16 protein-coding genes and 1 tRNA gene are annotated in these 18,181 nt (G+C 64.9%); 15 read left to right on the top strand and 2 right to left on the bottom strand.

Going from position 1 to position 18,181, the window contains the following annotated elements; translation table 11 throughout:
• The first annotated feature begins 339 nt into the window (after window positions 1–339).
• From trmY to BM167_RS11715, 4 genes are all read left to right on the top strand, one after another.
• Window positions 340–936: a tRNA (pseudouridine(54)-N(1))-methyltransferase TrmY gene (trmY, locus tag BM167_RS11730; protein ID WP_092892660.1), complete on the top strand. Its 597-nt coding sequence runs from the start codon at window positions 340–342 to the stop codon at window positions 934–936.
• 68 nt (window positions 937–1,004) lie between these two features.
• Window positions 1,005–1,077: transfer RNA gene (locus BM167_RS11725), tRNA-Pro, on the top strand.
• Between the two features lie 155 nt (window positions 1,078–1,232).
• Complete coding sequence (locus BM167_RS11720) at window positions 1,233–3,569, top strand: PAS domain-containing protein (RefSeq protein ID WP_092892658.1); 2,337 nt, start codon at window positions 1,233–1,235, stop codon at window positions 3,567–3,569.
• Entirely contained in the window at window positions 3,562–4,005 is a 444-nt protein-coding gene (locus BM167_RS11715) for a response regulator (RefSeq protein WP_092892656.1), read from the top strand. The genes BM167_RS11720 and BM167_RS11715 overlap by 8 nt, the downstream gene beginning before the upstream one ends.
• 24 nt (window positions 4,006–4,029) lie before the next feature.
• On the opposite strand, the gene BM167_RS11710 is transcribed toward BM167_RS11715, so the two are convergent.
• On the bottom strand, window positions 4,030–5,808 hold the full coding sequence (locus BM167_RS11710) for an amidase (RefSeq protein WP_092892654.1): 1,779 nt from the start codon (window positions 5,806–5,808) through the stop codon (window positions 4,030–4,032).
• 397 nt (window positions 5,809–6,205) lie between these two features.
• Complete coding sequence (locus BM167_RS11705) at window positions 6,206–7,717, bottom strand: DUF4397 domain-containing protein (RefSeq protein ID WP_177213344.1); 1,512 nt, start codon at window positions 7,715–7,717, stop codon at window positions 6,206–6,208.
• A gap of 292 nt (window positions 7,718–8,009) precedes the next feature.
• Between BM167_RS11705 and BM167_RS11700 the strand changes: the two genes are divergently transcribed.
• From BM167_RS11700 to tgtA, 11 genes are all read left to right on the top strand, one after another.
• Entirely contained in the window at window positions 8,010–8,750 is a 741-nt protein-coding gene (locus BM167_RS11700; RefSeq protein WP_092892650.1) for a profilin-fold protein, read from the top strand.
• A gap of 206 nt (window positions 8,751–8,956) precedes the next feature.
• The gene (locus BM167_RS11695) at window positions 8,957–10,420 is read left to right on the top strand and encodes a sodium-dependent transporter (RefSeq protein WP_092892648.1); all 1,464 of its coding nucleotides are present in this window, start codon (window positions 8,957–8,959) and stop codon (window positions 10,418–10,420) included.
• Between the two features lie 2 nt (window positions 10,421–10,422).
• Window positions 10,423–10,740 (top strand): DUF8026 family protein, encoded by a 318-nt coding sequence (locus BM167_RS11690; RefSeq protein ID WP_092892646.1) that lies wholly within the window; start codon window positions 10,423–10,425, stop codon window positions 10,738–10,740.
• The gene (locus tag BM167_RS11685; protein WP_092892644.1) at window positions 10,737–11,741 is read left to right on the top strand and encodes a proline racemase family protein; all 1,005 of its coding nucleotides are present in this window, start codon (window positions 10,737–10,739) and stop codon (window positions 11,739–11,741) included. Before BM167_RS11690 ends, BM167_RS11685 begins: the two co-directional genes overlap by 4 nt.
• Window positions 11,742–11,796: 55 nt before the next feature.
• Entirely contained in the window at window positions 11,797–12,519 is a 723-nt protein-coding gene (locus BM167_RS11680) for a helix-turn-helix domain-containing protein (RefSeq protein ID WP_092892642.1), read from the top strand.
• Window positions 12,520–12,585: 66 nt separating this feature from the next.
• The gene (locus BM167_RS11675) at window positions 12,586–12,975 is read left to right on the top strand and encodes a VOC family protein (protein WP_092892640.1); all 390 of its coding nucleotides are present in this window, start codon (window positions 12,586–12,588) and stop codon (window positions 12,973–12,975) included.
• Between the two features lie 59 nt (window positions 12,976–13,034).
• Window positions 13,035–14,318: a hypothetical protein gene (locus tag BM167_RS11670; protein ID WP_092892638.1), complete on the top strand. Its 1,284-nt coding sequence runs from the start codon at window positions 13,035–13,037 to the stop codon at window positions 14,316–14,318.
• A 47-nt stretch (window positions 14,319–14,365) separates the two neighbouring features.
• Entirely contained in the window at window positions 14,366–14,932 is a 567-nt protein-coding gene (locus BM167_RS11665; protein ID WP_092892636.1) for an NUDIX hydrolase, read from the top strand.
• Between the two features lie 162 nt (window positions 14,933–15,094).
• Window positions 15,095–15,802, top strand: a complete 708-nt coding sequence (locus tag BM167_RS11660) for a CPBP family intramembrane glutamic endopeptidase (protein WP_092893087.1) — start codon at window positions 15,095–15,097, stop codon at window positions 15,800–15,802.
• A 70-nt stretch (window positions 15,803–15,872) separates the two neighbouring features.
• Entirely contained in the window at window positions 15,873–16,526 is a 654-nt protein-coding gene (locus BM167_RS11655; protein WP_092892634.1) for a type 1 glutamine amidotransferase, read from the top strand.
• A gap of 155 nt (window positions 16,527–16,681) precedes the next feature.
• The gene (tgtA, locus tag BM167_RS11650) at window positions 16,682–18,169 is read left to right on the top strand and encodes a tRNA guanosine(15) transglycosylase TgtA (protein ID WP_092892632.1); all 1,488 of its coding nucleotides are present in this window, start codon (window positions 16,682–16,684) and stop codon (window positions 18,167–18,169) included.
• Window positions 18,170–18,181 lie beyond the last annotated feature (12 nt).

The raw sequence follows: 18,181 nt of genomic DNA, 5'->3' as shown, positions 1-18,181 counted from the left end.
ACTCCCACCGAATAAATAACTGACGAATAACCTTGGTATCAGGCAATTCATGCAACACAGCACCTGTAAAGTCCGAATATTTCACATTACGTGGATAGATTGTAGAAATAAACCCGCGGAACAACTCTACCGCAGTAAATAATTTTTCCTGTCTGGGAACTACAATCCGAGATATTTTGGACAATATGCAAAATAGATCCCATATTAGAACGCGATTGATGATTTATGTATCCAAACGAACTTCCATTAACATTACGCGCCGTAAGTGAACGACCCATGTTAACGTTTCGGATGCAACAATGAGATAGACACATGAACCGGAGGGGCCACGACGTATCTATGCGACAGTTCCTCATCAGCGGGCACGACGCCCCGACGACGGCGGAGTTCTCCCTCGACGATATCGCCGGTGGCGCCGGGCGACTCGACGTTCTCTGCCGGTGTGTCAACTCCGCGTTCTTCCTCTCACACGACATCCGCGAGGCGGTTCGCGTCCACCTCGTCCTCGGAGACGAGTTCACCGTTCGGTTCGAGGGGGCGGAACTCCGTCGCCTGAACCCGGACGAGCGGACGACTGCGGCCCTGGTTCGGAAGGCCTTGGAGAAACGCGACGAGGCCGTCGGCCACATGCCCGCAGAGAGCACCCCCGGGGTGAGCATCCGCCGAATGGGGTTTTCGGAGACGCTCGAAGCGATTTCCCGCGACGCCACCGTCTTCGAACTCCACGAAAACGGTGACCCGGTCGTGGACGTCGAACCTCCCGAGAACCCCCTTTTCGTCCTCTCGGACCACCACGACTTCACCGACGAGGAGGCGTCGCTTCTCGCCGACGCGGCGGACAGACGCGTCCGTCTCGGGCCGCAACTCCTGCACGCCGACCACGCCATCACCGTCGCTCACAACTATCTCGATACCGATGGATTCAGCCGTTACTGACGCGTTTCGGCGTGATTCGACCGTGAATCACAACTGTTAAACGCGGCGCAGGACTCAAACAGACATGCGGGCCGGTGGGGTAGCTTGGTATCCTTCGGCCTTCGGGTGGCCGTAACCGCAGTTCGAATCTGCGCCGGCCCACTTCTCCCGCATTCTTCGCCTTCGAGCGGCGTTTGTTCGAATCTGCGCCGTCGTCGTGAGCGGAGCGATATCGCCGTGTCTCGCCGCTCTGGGGACTCCGAGTGACTCGTCTCCCCGCGAAGGTTTTAGGGTCGCTCCGCAGATAAGAGTGATAGATGGATTCCCCCGCCGAGGCAGACGCGGAACCGCACGTGCGTATCCGCCAACAGGAGGTCGTCTCCGAACTCGGCCAACGAGCCCTCGAATCGGACGACCTCGACCAGTTGATGCACGACGCGTCTGTCGCCGTCGCCGAAACGCTCGACGCCGAGTACGCGAAGGTTCTCGAACTGCTTCCCGACGGTGACGAACTGTTCCTCCGACAGGGCGTCGGATGGCGCGAGGGACTCGCCGGGTCGGCGACCGTACCGGTAAACCGGGCGTCGCAGGCGGGCTATACGCTCCGCTCTCAGACTCCCGTCGTCGTCGACGACCTCCGCACAGAAGAGCGGTTCTCCGGCCCCGAACTGCTCACCGACCACGGCGTCGTCAGCGGAATCAGCGTCGTCATCGGCTCCGTGTCGGACCCGTGGGGCGTCCTCGGCGCGCACGCGACGGAGGAACGCGAGTTCACCAGCCACGACGCACACTTCGTCAAGAGCGTCGCGAACGTTCTCGCGTCGGCGATCGAAAACGAGCGGACACAGAGCGAACTCGAGGAGATTTACGGCCGCATCTCGGACGCGTTCTTCGCGCTCGACGCGAAATGGACGTTCACGTACCTCAACGACCAAGCGCACGCGCTGATCAACCCCGAAGAGCGAACGCTGATCGGAGAGAACATCTGGGCGGCGTTCCCGGAGGGGGCCGAACGGAAGTTCAAGCCGAAGTACGAGGACGCGATGTACGAACAGGAGACCGTCTCGTTCGAGGAGTACTATCCCGACCCCCTCGACACGTGGTTCGAGGTGCGAGCGTACCCCTCCGAAACCGGGCTGTCCGTGTACTTTCGCGACATCACGGCGCGCAAGGAGCGAGAACGGGAACTCGAAGAGACGGAACGGCGGTTCGACGCGATTTTCGAGGACCCGAACATCCTCGTCGGTCTGCTCGACCTCGACGGGACGGTGATAGACATAAACCGCACGGCGATGGAGTACATCGAGGCCGACATCGAGGATGTGACCGGCAAACCGTTCTGGAACACGCCGTGGTGGGGGACGGGAGACGAGGTACGCGGCGACATCAAGGAGTGGACAGAACGGGCCGCGACCGGCGAGTACGTGGATTTCGAGGCGGACCTCACCCGACCCGACGGCGAGCGATACACGCTCAACGGCGTCTTCAGACCGGTCACGAACGACGACGACGAGGTGGTGTCCGTCATCGTCTCCGACCGCGACGTGAGCGAACGCCGCCAGTACGAACGCCGACTCGAAGAGAGCGAGCACCGATACCGGACGCTCGCGGAGTCGTTCCCGAACGGTATCGTCACCCTGTTCGACGACACCCTCCGCTACACGCTCGCGGAGGGCAGAGCGTTCGACTATCTACCGGTCTCGAAGGACGACGTCGAAGACAAGACGCCGAAAGAGGTCTGGGGCGAAGAGATGGGCTCGAAACTCGAAGACGGATTGCGAGCCACTCTCGACGGCGATGAGCGGCGAATCGAAGTCACCTACGCCGGTCGAGAGTGGGTCGTCCACACCGTTCCGCTCACCGACACGAAAGGCGACGTCTCCACGGGGATGACGATGGCGCAAGACATCACAGAACGCAAAGAGTACGAGCGCAAACTCGAAGAGTCGAACGAACGCCTCGAGGAGTCGAACAGACGGCTCGAACAGTTCGCGTACGCCGCCTCTCACGACCTCCAAGAACCGTTGCGGATGGTATCGAGCTATCTCCGCCTCGTCGAGCGTCGGTACGCGGACGAACTCGACGAGGACGGACGAGAGTTCATCGAGTACGCCGTCGACGGGGCAGACCGGATGCGCGACATGGTCGAGGCCCTCCTCAAATACTCCCGCGTCGAAGCGAAGGGCGACGCCCTCGAACCGGTCGAGTTGGATGCGGTGCTCGACGACGTCCTCGCCGACCTACAACTGCGCATCGAGGAAACCGGTGCCGACGTCACGGTCGGGTCTCTCCCCCGCGTCAACGGCGACGCGAGCCAGTTGCGCCAACTGCTCCAGAACCTCCTCGACAACGCGCTCACGTACTCGGGCGACGAACCGCCGACGGTCGAGGTGTCGGCGGAGCGACGCGGCCGAACGTGGGTCGTCTCGGTTCGCGACGAGGGCGTCGGTATCGACCCCGACGAGACAGACACCGTCTTCGAGGTGTTCCAACGACTCCACGGGCGCGAGGAGTACGCGGGCACCGGGGTCGGACTGGCGCTCTGTGAGCGAATCGTCGAACGCCACGGCGGGGAGATATGGGCCGATTCGGAACCCGGCGAGTGGTCGACGTTCTCGTTTACGCTGCCGGAGGCGGGTGAGTCCGATGAGTGAGGCCACCCCCGTAGAGATACTGCTCGTCGAAGACAACCCCGGTGACGTTCGGCTGACGCGGGAGGCGTTCAAAGACGGCTGTATCGAAAACGCCCTCCACGTCGCGGGTGACGGCGTCGAAGCCCTCGATTTCCTCTATCAGCGCGGCGACCACGAGGACGCTCCGCGGCCCGACATCGTGTTGCTCGACCTGAACCTCCCGCGGAAGAACGGCGACGAAATCCTCGAAGAGATCAGAAACGACCCCGACCTAAAGCGCATCCCGGTCATCGTCCTCACGAGTTCGACGACGCACGAGGACGTCGTCAACTCCTACGACCTCTCGGCGAACGCCTACCTCACGAAACCGGTCGACCCGGACGAGTTCATGGATACCGTCCGGGTGTTAGAGGAGTTTTGGTTCTCTATCGTCCGGTTGCCGGACCACGACGAGTGACCGAGACGCGGCGGACGCGTCGTCTCACTGACCGTCACCGCAGCCGAGTCTCGCCACCGTCTGTTCTTCGTGTTGCGCCTCGTTCCACGAGTCGATGCGCTCTGCGGACCAGTCCTCTCCCGACGCGTCGACCGGCCCGAATCCCTCCGGGGGACGCCGCTGGTTGCTCTCTTGTTCGTACGCGTAGCCCAACTCGAAGAGCCTCTCCTCTCTGTACTCTCGGGCCACGAACTCGATTCCGACCGGCATCGAACTGCCCTCGGTGAGTCCCGCAGGGACCGTCATCGAGGGGAACTCCAGCGCGGGCGTCAACTGTGCGTTCGACCCCCACGGTTCGTCGCTGTCGATGTGAGGCGGCGTGTGTCGCAACGCCGGGTAGACGATGGCGTCTAAGTCGTGTTCGGCCATCGTTCCGAGAACGAACTCCTGCAGGTCGTCGCGCTTGCTCAGTCCGCGCAGGTAGTCCACGTTCTCGTCGAGTGCGTCCTCGTCTACCTCCTCTCGCTCTCGGATCGACTCGCAGATGGCGGGCGCGTACTCGTCGGACTCGACTATCGCTTCGAGCGAGTCGGGCGTGTCGTCGCCCCGTCCTTCGAGGTACGCGTCGATGTCTCGGTTGAACTCGTCGCTCGACGAGACGTTCGCCTCGTAGACGAACTCCCACGACGGGGCTTCGACCGGGTCGACGACGGTCGCGCCCGCGCGTTCGAGGTCCGCGAGTGCGTCGTCGAACACCGCCGTGACCGCCTTTGCGTCCTCGACCACGGCTTCGTCCGCCTCGTCGACTTCCTCCTCGGTCGGGCCGACGTAGTCGCGGTAGACGCCGATGCGGGCGCCGTCGAGGCCGTCTTCGTTCAGGTAGTCGGTGTAACTCCCGCCCTCGGCGTGGGGCGTCCGCCCGACGCTCTCTGCGGTCTCGGGGTCTGCGGGGTCGTAGCCGACCAGCGCGTCGGTGAAAACCGCCGCGTCGGCGACCGTTCTCGTCATCGGACCCGCGGTGTCTTCGGTGAGTGCGAGCGGAACGATGCCGTCTCTGCTCACGAGACCAGTCGAAGGGCGAAGCCCGACGAGTCCGGTCGCCGCCGCGGGGACGCGGACGGAGCCGCCGGTGTCCGTTCCGGTCCCGAGGACGCCGAGACTCGCCGCGATGCCCGCGCCCGTCCCACCGCTCGACCCGCCCGCGTATCTGTCAGTGTCGTACGGGTTGTGCGTCACGCCGCCGAGCGAACTGACCGTGTCGTAGCCGAACGCGAACTCGTGGAGGTTCGTCTTCGCGAGCACTATCCCCCCGGCATCGCGTATCCACGAGACGATGGTCGCGTCGTCCGGCGGGGTCGATTCTTTCATCGACACCGAACCGGCCGTGGTGGGGATGTCGGCCGTGTCGTTGTTGTCTTTCAGAAGGACCGGAACCCCGTGCAGTGGCCCGACTAGCTCGTTCGATTCGAGCGCCGCGTCGAGTTCCGCCGCGCGGTCCATCACGTGGGGGTTCACCCGGATTATCGCGCCGAGTTCCTCCTCGTACGCCCGTATCCGTTCGAGGTACCGTTCGACGACGTCGGTGACGGTCGTCTGGTTCGTCCGGTACAGCTCTCGAATCTCGGCCGCCGTCGCCTCTCTGGGGTCGAACTTCGACGTTCGCTCGGAGGTGCCACCCGACGATTCGGCGCTGCCGATTCCCGAGAGCAGCCCCGCTCCGCCGAGTATCCCGACAGACTTCAGAACCGAGCGGCGAGAAGTTGATAATCGAGCACTATCTACGGGCGTTTTCTGCGTTTCGTCGTCTACATCTCCGCCATACATGCAAGAAGAGGATTGATAACGAGACACATAGGCTCTTTGTGGGATACTCCTTACCGTCTAGAATATCTACGTGTTGACAATTGGATCACACACGCGACCCCGACGAGACGCGGTCGCTCTCGAACGGTTCCGACTCGACGCCGCGGCGAATGGGCGCGCCGCCGTTCTCCGGGCTGTGACGCCCGAACGCCGCGCGACAGCACTCTGTCAGTCTGTGTCGAGTCGCGCGCCGTAGGAGAAGAATCCGTCAACCGCACATCCGTCGTGGACGAACCGTCCCGCGCGGCGACGTACCGTCACCGCCGGGACGAGTCCACTATGCCCCATTTTCGGAGGTCACCAACCTCCGAGACGCCGGCAGTTCGAACCCCGCCGGAGTCCCATCGCCGCCGCGTCGTCAGTCGCTCGTCGTCGTCGCGTTGCTCGCTTCGGTGGTGGTGCCGTTAGTAGCCGTGTCGTTCTCGGCGGTTTCCGTGGCGACCGTACCGTTCTCGGCGGTTTCCGTGGCGGTCGTGCCGTTCTCGGTCGTCGCGTTCTCGTCGGATCCGTCGTCGCCCGAGAGGTCGACGGGCAGCAGGTCGTCGGCGCTGGGCGTCCCTTCCTCTTCTGCTTCTTCGAGGACGCTACCGGTGCTGTCTTGGACTCCGACGATGCGGAACGCTTCCGGCAGTGGCTGGTCCTCGGAGTCCTCGGTGGCCATTCCGGACTCGGTGGTCGTCTCGTTCTCGGCGGCCATTCCGGATTCGGTGGTCGTTTCGTTTTCGACACCCATTCCGGACTCGGTGGTCGTCTCGTTCTCGGCGGCCATTCCGGACTCGGTGGTCGTCTCGGCAGCCATTTCGGACTCCGTAGTCGTCTCGTTCTCGGCGGCCATTCCGGATTCGGTGGTCGTCTCGTTTTCGGCACCCATTCCGGACTCGGTGGTCGTCTCGTTCTCGGCGGCCATTCCGGACTCCGTAGTCGTCTCGTTCTCGGTGTCGGTCTCGGTTTCGAGGCCGCCCTCCGCCGTCGCGGCTTCGGGGTCGACCATTCCGACGAGGAAGAGGTTGTATCGCTCGCCCGCCTCGAACTCGTAGGCCGCGGTGCTGACGGGGTCGGCCGAACCGGTCGGGAGCACCTCGACCTGGGTGTTTCCGGTCTGGACGTCGGCGTAGTCGCTCGCTTCCTCGTATTCGATGGCACCGGCGACGACGTGGCTGTCGGCTCGCACCTTGACCGTCGGCGCGTCGGGAGAGAGGTGGACTGCGCGGACCATCGCGGTGTCCGAGCCCTCGTCGTCCTCGCTTCCGTCGTCTTCGGGTTCGTCTTCGAGGACGAGAGCCTCGATGTCGTCGAGTTGGTTGATGGCCGCGACGGTGTAGCTCTGGCCGCCCTCGACGGTGACCGTCTCGTCTATGACCGGGTCGCCCGAGGGCATCTCCCCCGTGGACTCCGTCTCGGTCTCGGTCTCCATCTCCGTCTCGGTCTCCATCTCCGTCCCGGTGCCCGTCTCGTTCTCGGCCGTGGCACCGGCCTCCGTCGTCTCGTCGCCGAGACCGCCGGATTCCGTCGTCGTCTCGTCCTCGGCCGCGGTACCGGCTTCCGTCGTCGTCTCGTCTTCGGCGGCGGCAGTGGTCGTCTCGTTTTCGGTACCGGTCGTGTCTTCGCCTCCGTCCTCGGAGGGATAGACCTGCACGTCTACTGCGCCCGGGGAGAGTTCGAGATAGCCCGTGATGTTTCCGAACTCCACGCCCTGGGCCGCCTGCTCGCCGTCGACGTAGACGTCGACCGCGGGTGCGTCCGGCGAGGCGTGCAGAGCGCGCAGAAGCGCCGTATCGCCGCTCGGGGGGAGGGTGACACCCTCTCCTCCGTCCGAATCAGTTTCGGTATCCGTCTGTGCGTAGCCCGCACCTGCACCGAAAGCGAACACTGTACCTCCAACGCCAAGTGTCTTCAATAGCGACCGTCTGGTTGTTTGGGACATGTGTAGTCTCGCAGGCAGTCGTTACTCCTGTCGGCGTAAAATACGCGTTGGCGGATAACCAGAGAGTGTTGCAAGAAATACACTAAACTGACGCGTTTTGTTCCGTCAGATGCCTACTCTCCCTCGCGGGAGTCTCTCGGAAGTCTACCTCTCTAATCGCGGTACTACTCGGGGTTCGACTTCGCTCACCGCGCCTCGACAGAGAGGTTATACCCGTCGCGTTACTAGAGGCGGACAGATGAGCGAGGCTCCAGCGTTCGACGTTACCGATGCACAAGATGTCGTCGCGCACCGGGACGAGGTGGTTTCGTGGGTGACCGACCACGCGGGCCAGATTGCGCGACAACTCGCGCTGCTACAGGGCGGCGATTACGGACAATCGACGTTCAAAACCGAAAGCGGGACGTGGACCGTGAAGTTCGAGGCCGGTGACCTCCAGTATCTTCGATTCGAGGGACGGGGGGGCGGCGAGACGTACGTCGTCTCGACGCAACACCCGCCCGCCCCCGAAGAACTGGCGCGCGCGATGACGGACTACGACGCGTTCGTCGCGGCGTACAACGAACACATCGACTCCCTCGACGGCGTCCTCGACGACGTGCCTTCGGAGTTCCCCGCCGCCGTCTCCACGGAGACTGTCGTCGCCCAACGCGACAGAATCGTCGGGCGAATCCGCGACGTGGCGGACAGAATCGCCTCGGAACTGTACCGCTACGAAGGCTCGAACTACGGGACGTTCGCGACGACTGTGTCGGGGACGCGGTGGGAACTGAAGTGGGAGGACGGCCGGGCGTCGTACCTCCGCGTCGGCGGCGAGGGCGGTATCTACCTCCTCTCGCAGTACGAACCTCCTTCCGCGCCCGACGTTCGCCGCCTCGTAGACGAGTTCGCGGAGTTCGTCGAGGCGTACAACGACCACGTCGCCGAACTCGAATCCGACCTCGCGACGGTGACACTCGGCGGCGAACGGAGTTCGTAACGTCGCCCCCGCCGCCTCTCTCACCCGCGCGGGCGATTCGAAGTCGCGGTCGCAGTTCTACAGATGAACAAGGCGAGAGCCTCGGGGTCAAGCCCCGAGGCGGTTCACGGGAAACCGAGCGATACGTTCACAAACGCAGATATCACCGTCCATGATAGGGTACCTCTATAGAGGTTTCTCCGGTCGTCGTAGTTGCGTGTGATATAATGGCAAACGATACTGCGAGGACCGCACGAGAAGAGTGGGGTAGTCGGTTCGGCTTTCTGATGGCGATGGTCGGAGCGATGGTCGGGGCGGGGAACATCTGGCGCATGCCGTTCACGACCGGACAGAACGGCGGCGGCGCGTTCTTGCTCGCCTACATCTTCCTTCTGTTCCTCATCGCCGTCCCCGGACTGATGGCCGAGACGGTACTCGGTCGCTACACCCAGAAGGGAGTCATCGGGTCGTTCAAACAGGTCGCGGGCGACAGCCGATTCCGCGGTATCTCCTTGGTCGTCGTCATCGTCAACATCGCGTTGATGTCGTACTACGCGCCGATCATCGGGCAGGCGTTGTACTACGCGGTCCACTCGGTGCTCATGACGTTCTCTCAACCCGGGTTCGACGCCACGGCGTTCTGGGAGTCGTTCGCCGGGTCGCCGCTTTTGATGATCGGGATGCACACGATCACGGTGGCGATGATAGCGGGCGTCCTCCTGTTCGGCATCCGACGCGGCATCGAACGCGTCGTCAAGTGGATGATCCCGTTCATGGTCGTCGCCCTCGTCGCCATCGCCGTCCGCGGAGTCACTCTCCCCGGCGGGATGGACGGACTGGCGTTTGCGTTCACGCCCGACTGGCAGTACCTCGTACAGGGTGACACGTGGATCGCGGCGCTCGGACAGGCGCTTTTCTCGACCGGTCTCGGGTGGGGTATCGCGCTCACGTACGGGAGTTACCTGCGGAAGTACGACGACGTGCCGTTGGGTGCCGGCATATTCACGGCGATCGGCAACACGAGTATCGGTCTGCTGGCCATCTTCGCCGTCTTCCCCGTCGTGTTCGCGTTCGGTCTCGAACCGACGGCCGGCGCTAACCTGATGTTCATCTCGCTCGTGCAGGTGTTCCCCGAACTCATCGGCGGACAGCTGTGGGCGATGATGTTCTTCCTCGGATTCTTCTTTGCGACGTTCACCTCGGGTCTCGGTATCACGGAGGTGGGCGTGACGACCGTGGCCGAGGAGACGCGCTTGGACCGAAAACAGACCGTCGCGGCGGTGTCGTTCCTCATCTGGCTGTTGGGCATCCCCAGCGCCTACTCCTCGGAGTTCCTCGGGCAGATGGACTTCGTGTTCGGTAACTGGGGGCTGCCGCTGGCGACGCTGGCTATCATCGTCCTCGTCGGATGGAAGTTCGGCGCCGACCGCATCCGCGTCCTCGAACTCAACCGCAACTCGAACCTGTTCGTGGGGTCGTGGTGGAACGGCATCATCAAGTACGTGATTCCGGTCGTGATGGTGTTCATCATGGCGTACGGCGCGGTGACGAGCCTCGGCACCGAGAACGAACTGCTCATGTTCGGCGGCATCGCGCTGATGCTCGCGCTTCTCGCGGTCAGCACTGTGCTGATGAAGTTCTTCGACAGTCGAACGGAGTCGATACCGAAAGCGACGGACGGAGGGAACTGAACATGGCACTCACTCCGATAACGTGGACCGTGATGCTCGCGTCGATAGTGGTACTGGTCGGAACCGCCATCGTCTCGCTGACGAAGTCGCTCCGAGACGAGGACCGGAAGCTCGAACTGCTGAGAGAGCAAGAGCGGATCGACACCTACTCGCCGCGCGGACTGGCGGAACTCCGGTCGTGGATACAGTCGAACCCCGACGACCCCCTCAGAGACGAAGCGGTGCGGCGGTACAACGACTGCGTGGAGTCGCTCCGGAGCGTAGAGGAACCGTTCTACGACTGGACCGACGAGGAGATAGCGTCGCTCGAAAAGCTATGACCGCGGAGACTCGCTTCGAGACGCTCGACACGCACACCGGCGGCGAACCGACGCGGCTGATAACTGACGGTCTCGACCGCTCGGAGTTCGAAGGCGGGAGCGTCCGAGAGCAGAGAGACGCGTTCGCCGAGACGCACGACCGGGTGCGTGAACTGCTGATGAAAGAACCCCGCGGCCACGACGACATGTTCGGCGCGGTTCGCGTCCCGCCGGAGGCCGAGGAGGCCGACGTCGGCCTCTTCTTCATGGACGGCGGCGGCTATCTGGACATGTGCGGTCACGGCACCATCGGCGTCGTGACCGCGTTGGTCCAACGCGGGGAACTGGAGCCGAAATCGCAGATTCGCGTCGAGACGCCGGCCGGCGTCGTCACCGCGAAACCAACGGTCGAAGACGGGCGCGTCGAACGCGTCGCCGTGCGGAACGTGCGCTCGTTCGTCGTCGACGAGACGACGGTCACCGTCGACGCCGACGGCGGCGAACTGACGGTAGACGTAGACGTGGTGTACGCGGGCAACTTCTTCGCGATGGTGGACGGCGAGGCGGTCGAACCCCCGGTGGACGCGGACCACGCGGGCGAACTCGTCGACCTCGGACTCGGAATCCGAGCGGCGGTCGACGACGCCGTAGACGCCGTCAACCCTCTCACGGGCGAGTCCGGCGAGGTGTCGATAACGGAGTTCTACCGGTCGGACCGCGACGCGGACCGAACGCTCGTCGTCTTCGGCGAGGGGTCCGTGGACCGGTCGCCCTGCGGGACGGGCACCTGCGCGAAGATGACGCTCCTCCACCGGGAGGGCGAACTCGCCGTCGGCGAACGCTACGCGCACGAGAGCGTCGTCGGGTCGCGCTTTACCGGCCGACTGCTGGACGCCGAGACGCGCGACGGTCTGACGGTGACGACGCCGGAGGTGAGCGGACGGGCGTACGTCACCGGCGAGCACAGCTTCGTGAGTCGGCCCGACGACTCGCTCGGCGGGTTCAGCGTCGCCGACCGCTGACCGCCGGTCGCTCCGCAGTCACAACCGTTATCGTCGTCGCTCGACGAGACGGTATATGGCAGATGTTGACTCGCACAGCGGCCAGTCGCGCCTGACGCTCGAAATCTGGCATCCCGACTGCTGGACGCTCGAGGTGACAGACGAGACGCCCGCGGGTCTGCTCGCACACACGGTGTTCAACACCTCCGGCGAGCAAGTGAAGGGACACTTCACGGCGTACGGCGACACGACGGCGGACGTGGACGAACTCGTCGCCGCCGCCGAACGGTCGGCGCTGACCTCCGCCGTCTCGGAGATGCAGCGTCGCCACGACTTCAGGGGCCGGACGCCCGGGAACACCTCGCGGGAACTGTTCGTGGAGTACGACCCCGAAAACAGCGTGAGCGACGCCCTCGTCTCGAACGACTTCATCCAAGCCGCGCCCGTCCGCGTGTTCGACGGCCGCGAGTACTGGTCGCTCTTCGTCGACGACGACAGGGAGGGCGTCCGTAAGCGACTCGACGCGGTTCGCGACGAGACGAACGCCGACATCACCGTGACGAAGATAACCCGTCCGGACGCGGGCGTGGGCGACGCGGCGTGGCGGGCCGACGAACTGTCCGCTCGCCAGCGCGAAGTGTTCGAGTTGGCGCGCAAGCGCGACTACTACGACTGGCCGCGCGGGATTTCGGCCCGCGACCTGGCGGACGAACTCGACATCTCGAAGACGACGCTGCTCGAACATCTCCGGAAGGCGGAGTCGAAGCTCCTGAACCCGGACAGTTCGACGCTCTCGTAGGAACGGCCGTTTCGAGGGGCCGACGGCGGGCGGACCGTTTTCACCTCCCCGACCGAACACTCGCGCATGGACGTCGAAGCAATCGACCACGTGAACCTCCACATCCCCGAAGACGGCGTCGACGAGGCGGTGGCGTTCTACCGCGACGGGTTGGGTCTCGAACTGGAGAACCTCGACCTGTTCGAGGCGGGCGAGAAACCGTTCTTCTCGGTCCGCCTCGCGCCGGCCCACGTCGTCCACGTCCAACCGGACCCGGCGTTCGAACCGCCGTCGTCGTCGAACTTCGACCACCTCGCGGTGACCGTCTCGGGCGACGCGGAGTCTCTGAAGGCCGAACTCGACGCGGCCGGAATCGAGGTGGACCGAGAACTCGACCCGTTGGGCGCGACGGGGACGAACCCCGCCGTCTACGTGACGGACCCGTTCGGCTACACGCTCGAACTGAAAGTCGCCTGAGCCCCCGCCGACCGTTCCGAACGCTTTTTCGTCGGTCCGCCGGTTTGGATAGCCAACTCATGGCTCCATCTCTCGGCGACTCGCCGCGGCGCGCGGGGACGGCGTTGGCCGTCTTCGGCGTCGCCCTGCTTCTCGTCTCGTTGGCTCTCGGCGCGGTTCTCGCGCCGGACGTCGGCGCGGCGTCGGGCGGCGACGACTCCCAGCAGACGCTCGTCGGGTCGCAAGGCGGCGGCCCCGGACTCCACGAGAAAGGCTCCGTCTACCTGCTCGAAGGCAAGGAGACGGCGTGGCGCGCGGGCGACACGGACAGCTACTTCGACGTGACGATGCTCGAAAACGGGAGCGTCCTCGCGGGGTTCATGGACTCCGGCTACGAGGACTGCGGCCCGTACGACTCGCCCTGTACGCAGACCGGGTTCCGCGTCATCGACCCGAACGCCGACGACGGGAGCGCCGCCCCCGAAATCGTCTACGAGTACTCCTTCCCGGTGCGGACGCGCGTGAACAGTGAAGTCCACGACGTGGAACTGCTCTCCTCCGGGGAGTTTCTCGTGACGGACATGGAGTACGAGCGCATCTTCACCGTGAAAGGCGACGAGGTGACGTGGCAGTGGAACGCGAGTTCGCAGTACGACGCGCCCGACGACCCGACGCGGGAGGATTGGCTCCACATCAACGACGTGGACGTCGTCGGCGAGGACCGCTATCTCGTCTCCGTCCGTAACGCCCACCAACTCGTCGTCGTCGAACGCGGCGAGGGCGTCGTCGAGGTGATAAACGAGGACGAAAGCGGCAACGGCAGAGGCGACCCGACGCTCCTGCGCCAACAGCACAACCCCCAGTGGCTCGATAACGGGTCGGTCCTCGTCGCGGACAGTCACAACGACCGAGTCGTCGAACTCCACCGCAACGAGGAGACGGGCGAGTGGGAGGAGGCGTGGTCGCTCTACGGCGCGGAGGGCGTCCCGTTCAGTTGGCCGCGCGACGCCGACCGCCTCTCGAACGGGAACACCCTCGTCACCGACTCGCTGAACCAACGCGTCGTCGAGGTCAACGAGTCCGGACAGGTGGTCTGGAGTTACAAGACACCGCAGGTGCCCTACGAGGCCGAACGCCTCCCCGAGGGCGAAACCGTCGGCGGCACCACTTACGGTGACGCCGGAGACGGGGCGGTGACGGGCGAGGGGAAGATACCGGTGCTTTCGTTCCTCCTCATGGTCGTCCAGACGGGCCTCCAAGTTCCGTTCTGGTTCTCGGAGGTTCACGTCGCCGTCTCTCTCGTCTCGCTTCTGTCGGTTCTCGCGGGCGGCGGACTCGTCGTCTGGGGAACCGTCCGCGACTGAGACGCCGACCACGCGCTTTTTTGCACGCGACGGTTCGACTCGGAGCCATGACGGACGAGACGAGAGCCGAGACGGACGAGTTGGCGTGGGAAACGGCGGACTCTGCGGTCGATTACTCCTGTCCGGGGTTCGACGTTCGCAGAGACGACGTGGTGTTGCCGGACGGGACGGAGTCGGAGTTTCACTACGTCGAGGAACCCCCCGCGGTGGTCGTTCTCCCCTTCACGCCCGACGGCGACGTGGTCGTGATAGAGGAGTGGCGACAGGCCGTCGGCCGAGTCAGTCGCGGCCTCCCGGCGGGAACCGTCGAACCCGACGACGCGGACCTGAGCGTCGCGGCGCGGCGCGAACTGGCCGAGGAGACGGGGTACGAGGCGGGCGAGGTGTCGCACCTCTGTACGGTCGAACCCGCAAACGGCCTGTTGAACAGCGTCCACCACTTCTTCGTCGCGCGCGACTGCGAACCGACCGCAGAGCAGGAACTCGACTTCAACGAGAGTATCCGCGTCACCGTCGAAGACTACGACGACGTTCTCGCGGCGGCCGTAGACGGCCGCCTCCGCGACGGCCGCGCCGTCGTCGGACTCACCCGGTACGAACTGACAGAGCGGTGACCGTGAGACGCGTCCGCGAAGACGAACCATTTTGATAGCTGAGAACGAAGTGGGGGTGTGTCCTCGGAAACCTCCACGGAGACGGCCGAATCCGGCCTCGGCGGTCCTGATTCGACCGACTCGTCCGGAAGCGCACTCCGCGCCGTCGTCGTCGCCATCCTCATGGCCGGCGTCGGCATCGGCCTCGGTTCGCTACTGGTCGTCGCCGCCGTCGTCTCGCTTTCTCTCGCGGGCGTCGAGATAACGCCGCTCGTGGCTATCGTCCTCTCGTTGGTCCTCGCGACGGGCGTCGGATTCGGCGGCGTCGCCGCCGCGTACCTCCGGTTCTGCGGCTACGACTGGTCGTGGGTCGGCGTCCGCGTCCCGACGTTCCGCGACCTGGTCTTCGTCGCCGTCGGGTTCATCGGCGCGTTCGGCCTCGCCATCTCCGCGTCGTACGTCGTGACGACGCTGGGCGTCCAGACGGCGCAGAACCAAGCCGCACAGACCGGGTTCGAGAACCCCGAGGTGCTGTTGCTTCTCATCCCCGCGGCGATTCTCGTCATCGGCCCCGGCGAGGAGTTGCTGTTCCGCGGCGTCGTCCAACGCCGCCTCCGAGAGTCGTTCTCGCCGTTCGTCGCCATCCCCTTCGCGAGCCTCATCTTCGCGGCGATACACTACACGTCGCTCATCGGCGCGCCGTCGGCGCGACTCGTCACCATCTCCGTTCTCGTCCTTCCGACACTCGTGTTCGGGACGGTGTACGAACTGACCGACAACATCGTCGTCCCGGCGTTGACCCACGGGTTCTACAACGCGACGCTGTTTTCGATACTCTACCTCGGCATCAAACTCTCCGGATCGATGCCGCAGGGCGTCCTCGGCTTCTGACCGCCCTGTCGCGTCGCCGGACGCCCCGGACCGTACTGTTATCTCTCGGCCGTTCGTACCTCGGGGCGACGTGAGTTCCCCACGGATAGCCGTCGTCCGAAACGAGGTGGAGTCGGAGTACGAGTACCACTGCGATGCCCTCTCCGAGAACGTCCCCGACGCTCGCGAAATCGACTTCCCGGTCGGCGAACGCCTCGACCCCGGCGCGGTGGACGGCGTCGTCCTCACGGGAAGCACCGCCGGCGTCTACGAACGCTCGGACCGCCCGTGGATAGACGACCAACGGCGATTGGTCGAGGAGTTGGTCGAGCGGGAGATTCCGACGCTCGGCGTCTGCTTCGGCCATCAAGTCGTAAACGACGCGCTCGGCGGGAGCGTCGAGAACGTCGGGACGACCGCTCGGTTGGTCGCCGCGGAGTTCGAAGACGACCCGCTTTTCGACGGCGTCTCGCCCGTCGTCCCCGCCGTCCACGGCGACGCCGTCACCGCCGTCGGCGACGGGATGGAGGTGATAGCATCGGCGGACTACTACCCCGCTTTCGCGACGCGACACCGGAACGCGCCGCTTTGGACCGTCCAGTTTCACCCCGAGTTCACCGCCGGACTCCGCGGCCGGTTGGAGGCTGATTTCGGGTGGACTGACTCCGACCTGCGGTTCGAGGACGCGAACGCGACGCGCGTCTTCGAGAACTTCGGGTCGATAGTCGAAGATTCGACCGCGTAAGCTGACGCTCCCCGCGGCAGTTCCGCCGGACCGACCGAACGCAACCTCTTCGGTCGGCAGTTCCGCCGGACCGACCGAACGCAACCTCTTCGGTCGGCAGTTCCGCCGGACCGACCGAACGCAACTCTTAGCAACGCGCCGGGGAAATCCCACCCATGCGCGACCACTTCGAGATACGCGACGGGGACGTCGCCGGGCGAATCGGCGAACTCGCCGTCCCCCGCGCGGGAGTGACGGTGGAGACGCCGGCGCTCCTTCCCGTCGTCAACCCCAACATCGTGACGGTCTCTCCCGCGCGCCTGCAGTCTGAGTTCGGCGCGGAGATTCTCATCACGAACTCCTACATCATCAAGACGAACGAACACCTCCGCGAGGAGGCCCTGGAGGTCGGCCTCCACGAGATGCTCGACTTCGACGGCGCGATAATGACCGACTCGGGGTCGTTCCAACTCGCGGAGTACGGCGACATCGACGTGACGACCGACCAGATTCTGCAGTTCCAACGCGACATCGGGACGGACATCGCCACGCCGGTGGACATCCCGACGCCGCCCGACGTCTCCCGAGAACAGGCCGAACGCGAACTCGACGTGACCGAGCAAGCCCTCCGCGACGCAGAAGAGGCGGACACCGGCGATATGCTCGTCAACGCGCCCGTACAGGGCTCGACGTATCCCGACCTCCGCGAACGCGCGGGGCGTATCGCCGACGCGACGGACCTCGACGTGTTCCCGGTCGGTGCCGTCGTCCCCCTAATGAACTCCTACCGCTACGACGACATGGTGGACGCCGTCGCCGCCGCGAAACGCGGACTCGGCGCGGACGCGCCGGTGCATCTCTTCGGCGCGGGCCATCCGATGATGTTCGCTCTCGCCGTCGCTCTCGGCTGTGACCTGTTCGATTCCGCCGCCTACGCTCTCTACGCCCGGGACGGCCGCTATCTCACCGCCCACGGCACCGAACATCTCGAAGACCTCGACTACTTCCCGTGTTCCTGCGCCGTCTGTTCCGCGTACTCGCCGGACGAACTCCGCGAGACGCCGAGCGACGAACGCGAACGACTGCTCGCGGAACACAACCTCCACGTCTCCTTTGCGGAGATACGCCGCGTGAAGCAGGCGATTCGCGCGGGCGAACTCCTCGAACTCGTCGAGGAACGCGCCCGGTCGCATCCGGCGATGCTCGACGGCTACCGCGCCCTGTTGGACCACGCCGACCAACTCGAACGCGAGGACCCCGCCTCGAAGGGGTCGTTCTTCTATCTCTCCTCCGAGAGCGCGCGGCGTCCCGAGGTGGTGCGTCACCACGACCGACTCGACAGACTCGACGCCGAGGGACGCATCCTCCTCACGGAGGGCGGCAAAGCGTCCGGCGACGCGTTCGACGCCTCGTGGCGCGTCGTCCCGCCGTTCGGTCCGTTCCCGCGCGCCCTCTCGGAGACGTACCCGCTGACCGCCGAGGTGCCCGAGCGAACCGACCCCACGGCCTACGAGATGGCCGCCGAGGGCGTCGCGCGACTCGCCGAGTCGAACCCCGACTCCGAGTTCGTCCTCGCACACGACGGGTGGCCCGAGACGGCCCTCGCGCGTGTTCCGGACGACGTGACGGTGGAGATGCTCGGGCGCGTGCCGTCCGACGACTGAGACGACCGGTCG

Source organism: Halopelagius inordinatus, from assembly GCF_900113245.1.
GTDB classification, from domain to species: domain Archaea; phylum Halobacteriota; class Halobacteria; order Halobacteriales; family Haloferacaceae; genus Halopelagius; species Halopelagius inordinatus.
This window is presented reverse-complemented; position numbering and strand designations above follow the sequence as displayed.

Excerpts from the sequence above, each read along its gene's own strand:
- trmY (WP_092892660.1), top strand. The coding sequence starts at position 340 with ATGCGACAGTTCCTCATCAGCGGGCACGACGCCCCGACGACGGCGGAG.
- BM167_RS11720 (WP_092892658.1), top strand. The coding sequence starts at position 1,233 with ATGGATTCCCCCGCCGAGGCAGACGCGGAACCGCACGTGCGTATCCGC.
- BM167_RS11715 (WP_092892656.1), top strand. The coding sequence starts at position 3,562 with ATGAGTGAGGCCACCCCCGTAGAGATACTGCTCGTCGAAGACAACCCC.
- BM167_RS11710 (WP_092892654.1), bottom strand. The coding sequence starts at position 5,808 with ATGTATGGCGGAGATGTAGACGACGAAACGCAGAAAACGCCCGTAGAT.
- BM167_RS11700 (WP_092892650.1), top strand. The coding sequence starts at position 8,010 with ATGAGCGAGGCTCCAGCGTTCGACGTTACCGATGCACAAGATGTCGTC.
- BM167_RS11695 (WP_092892648.1), top strand. The coding sequence starts at position 8,957 with ATGGCAAACGATACTGCGAGGACCGCACGAGAAGAGTGGGGTAGTCGG.
- BM167_RS11690 (WP_092892646.1), top strand. The coding sequence starts at position 10,423 with ATGGCACTCACTCCGATAACGTGGACCGTGATGCTCGCGTCGATAGTG.
- BM167_RS11685 (WP_092892644.1), top strand. The coding sequence starts at position 10,737 with ATGACCGCGGAGACTCGCTTCGAGACGCTCGACACGCACACCGGCGGC.
- BM167_RS11680 (WP_092892642.1), top strand. The coding sequence starts at position 11,797 with ATGGCAGATGTTGACTCGCACAGCGGCCAGTCGCGCCTGACGCTCGAA.
- BM167_RS11675 (WP_092892640.1), top strand. The coding sequence starts at position 12,586 with ATGGACGTCGAAGCAATCGACCACGTGAACCTCCACATCCCCGAAGAC.
- BM167_RS11670 (WP_092892638.1), top strand. The coding sequence starts at position 13,035 with ATGGCTCCATCTCTCGGCGACTCGCCGCGGCGCGCGGGGACGGCGTTG.
- BM167_RS11665 (WP_092892636.1), top strand. The coding sequence starts at position 14,366 with ATGACGGACGAGACGAGAGCCGAGACGGACGAGTTGGCGTGGGAAACG.
- BM167_RS11660 (WP_092893087.1), top strand. The coding sequence starts at position 15,095 with ATGGCCGGCGTCGGCATCGGCCTCGGTTCGCTACTGGTCGTCGCCGCC.
- tgtA (WP_092892632.1), top strand. The coding sequence starts at position 16,682 with ATGCGCGACCACTTCGAGATACGCGACGGGGACGTCGCCGGGCGAATC.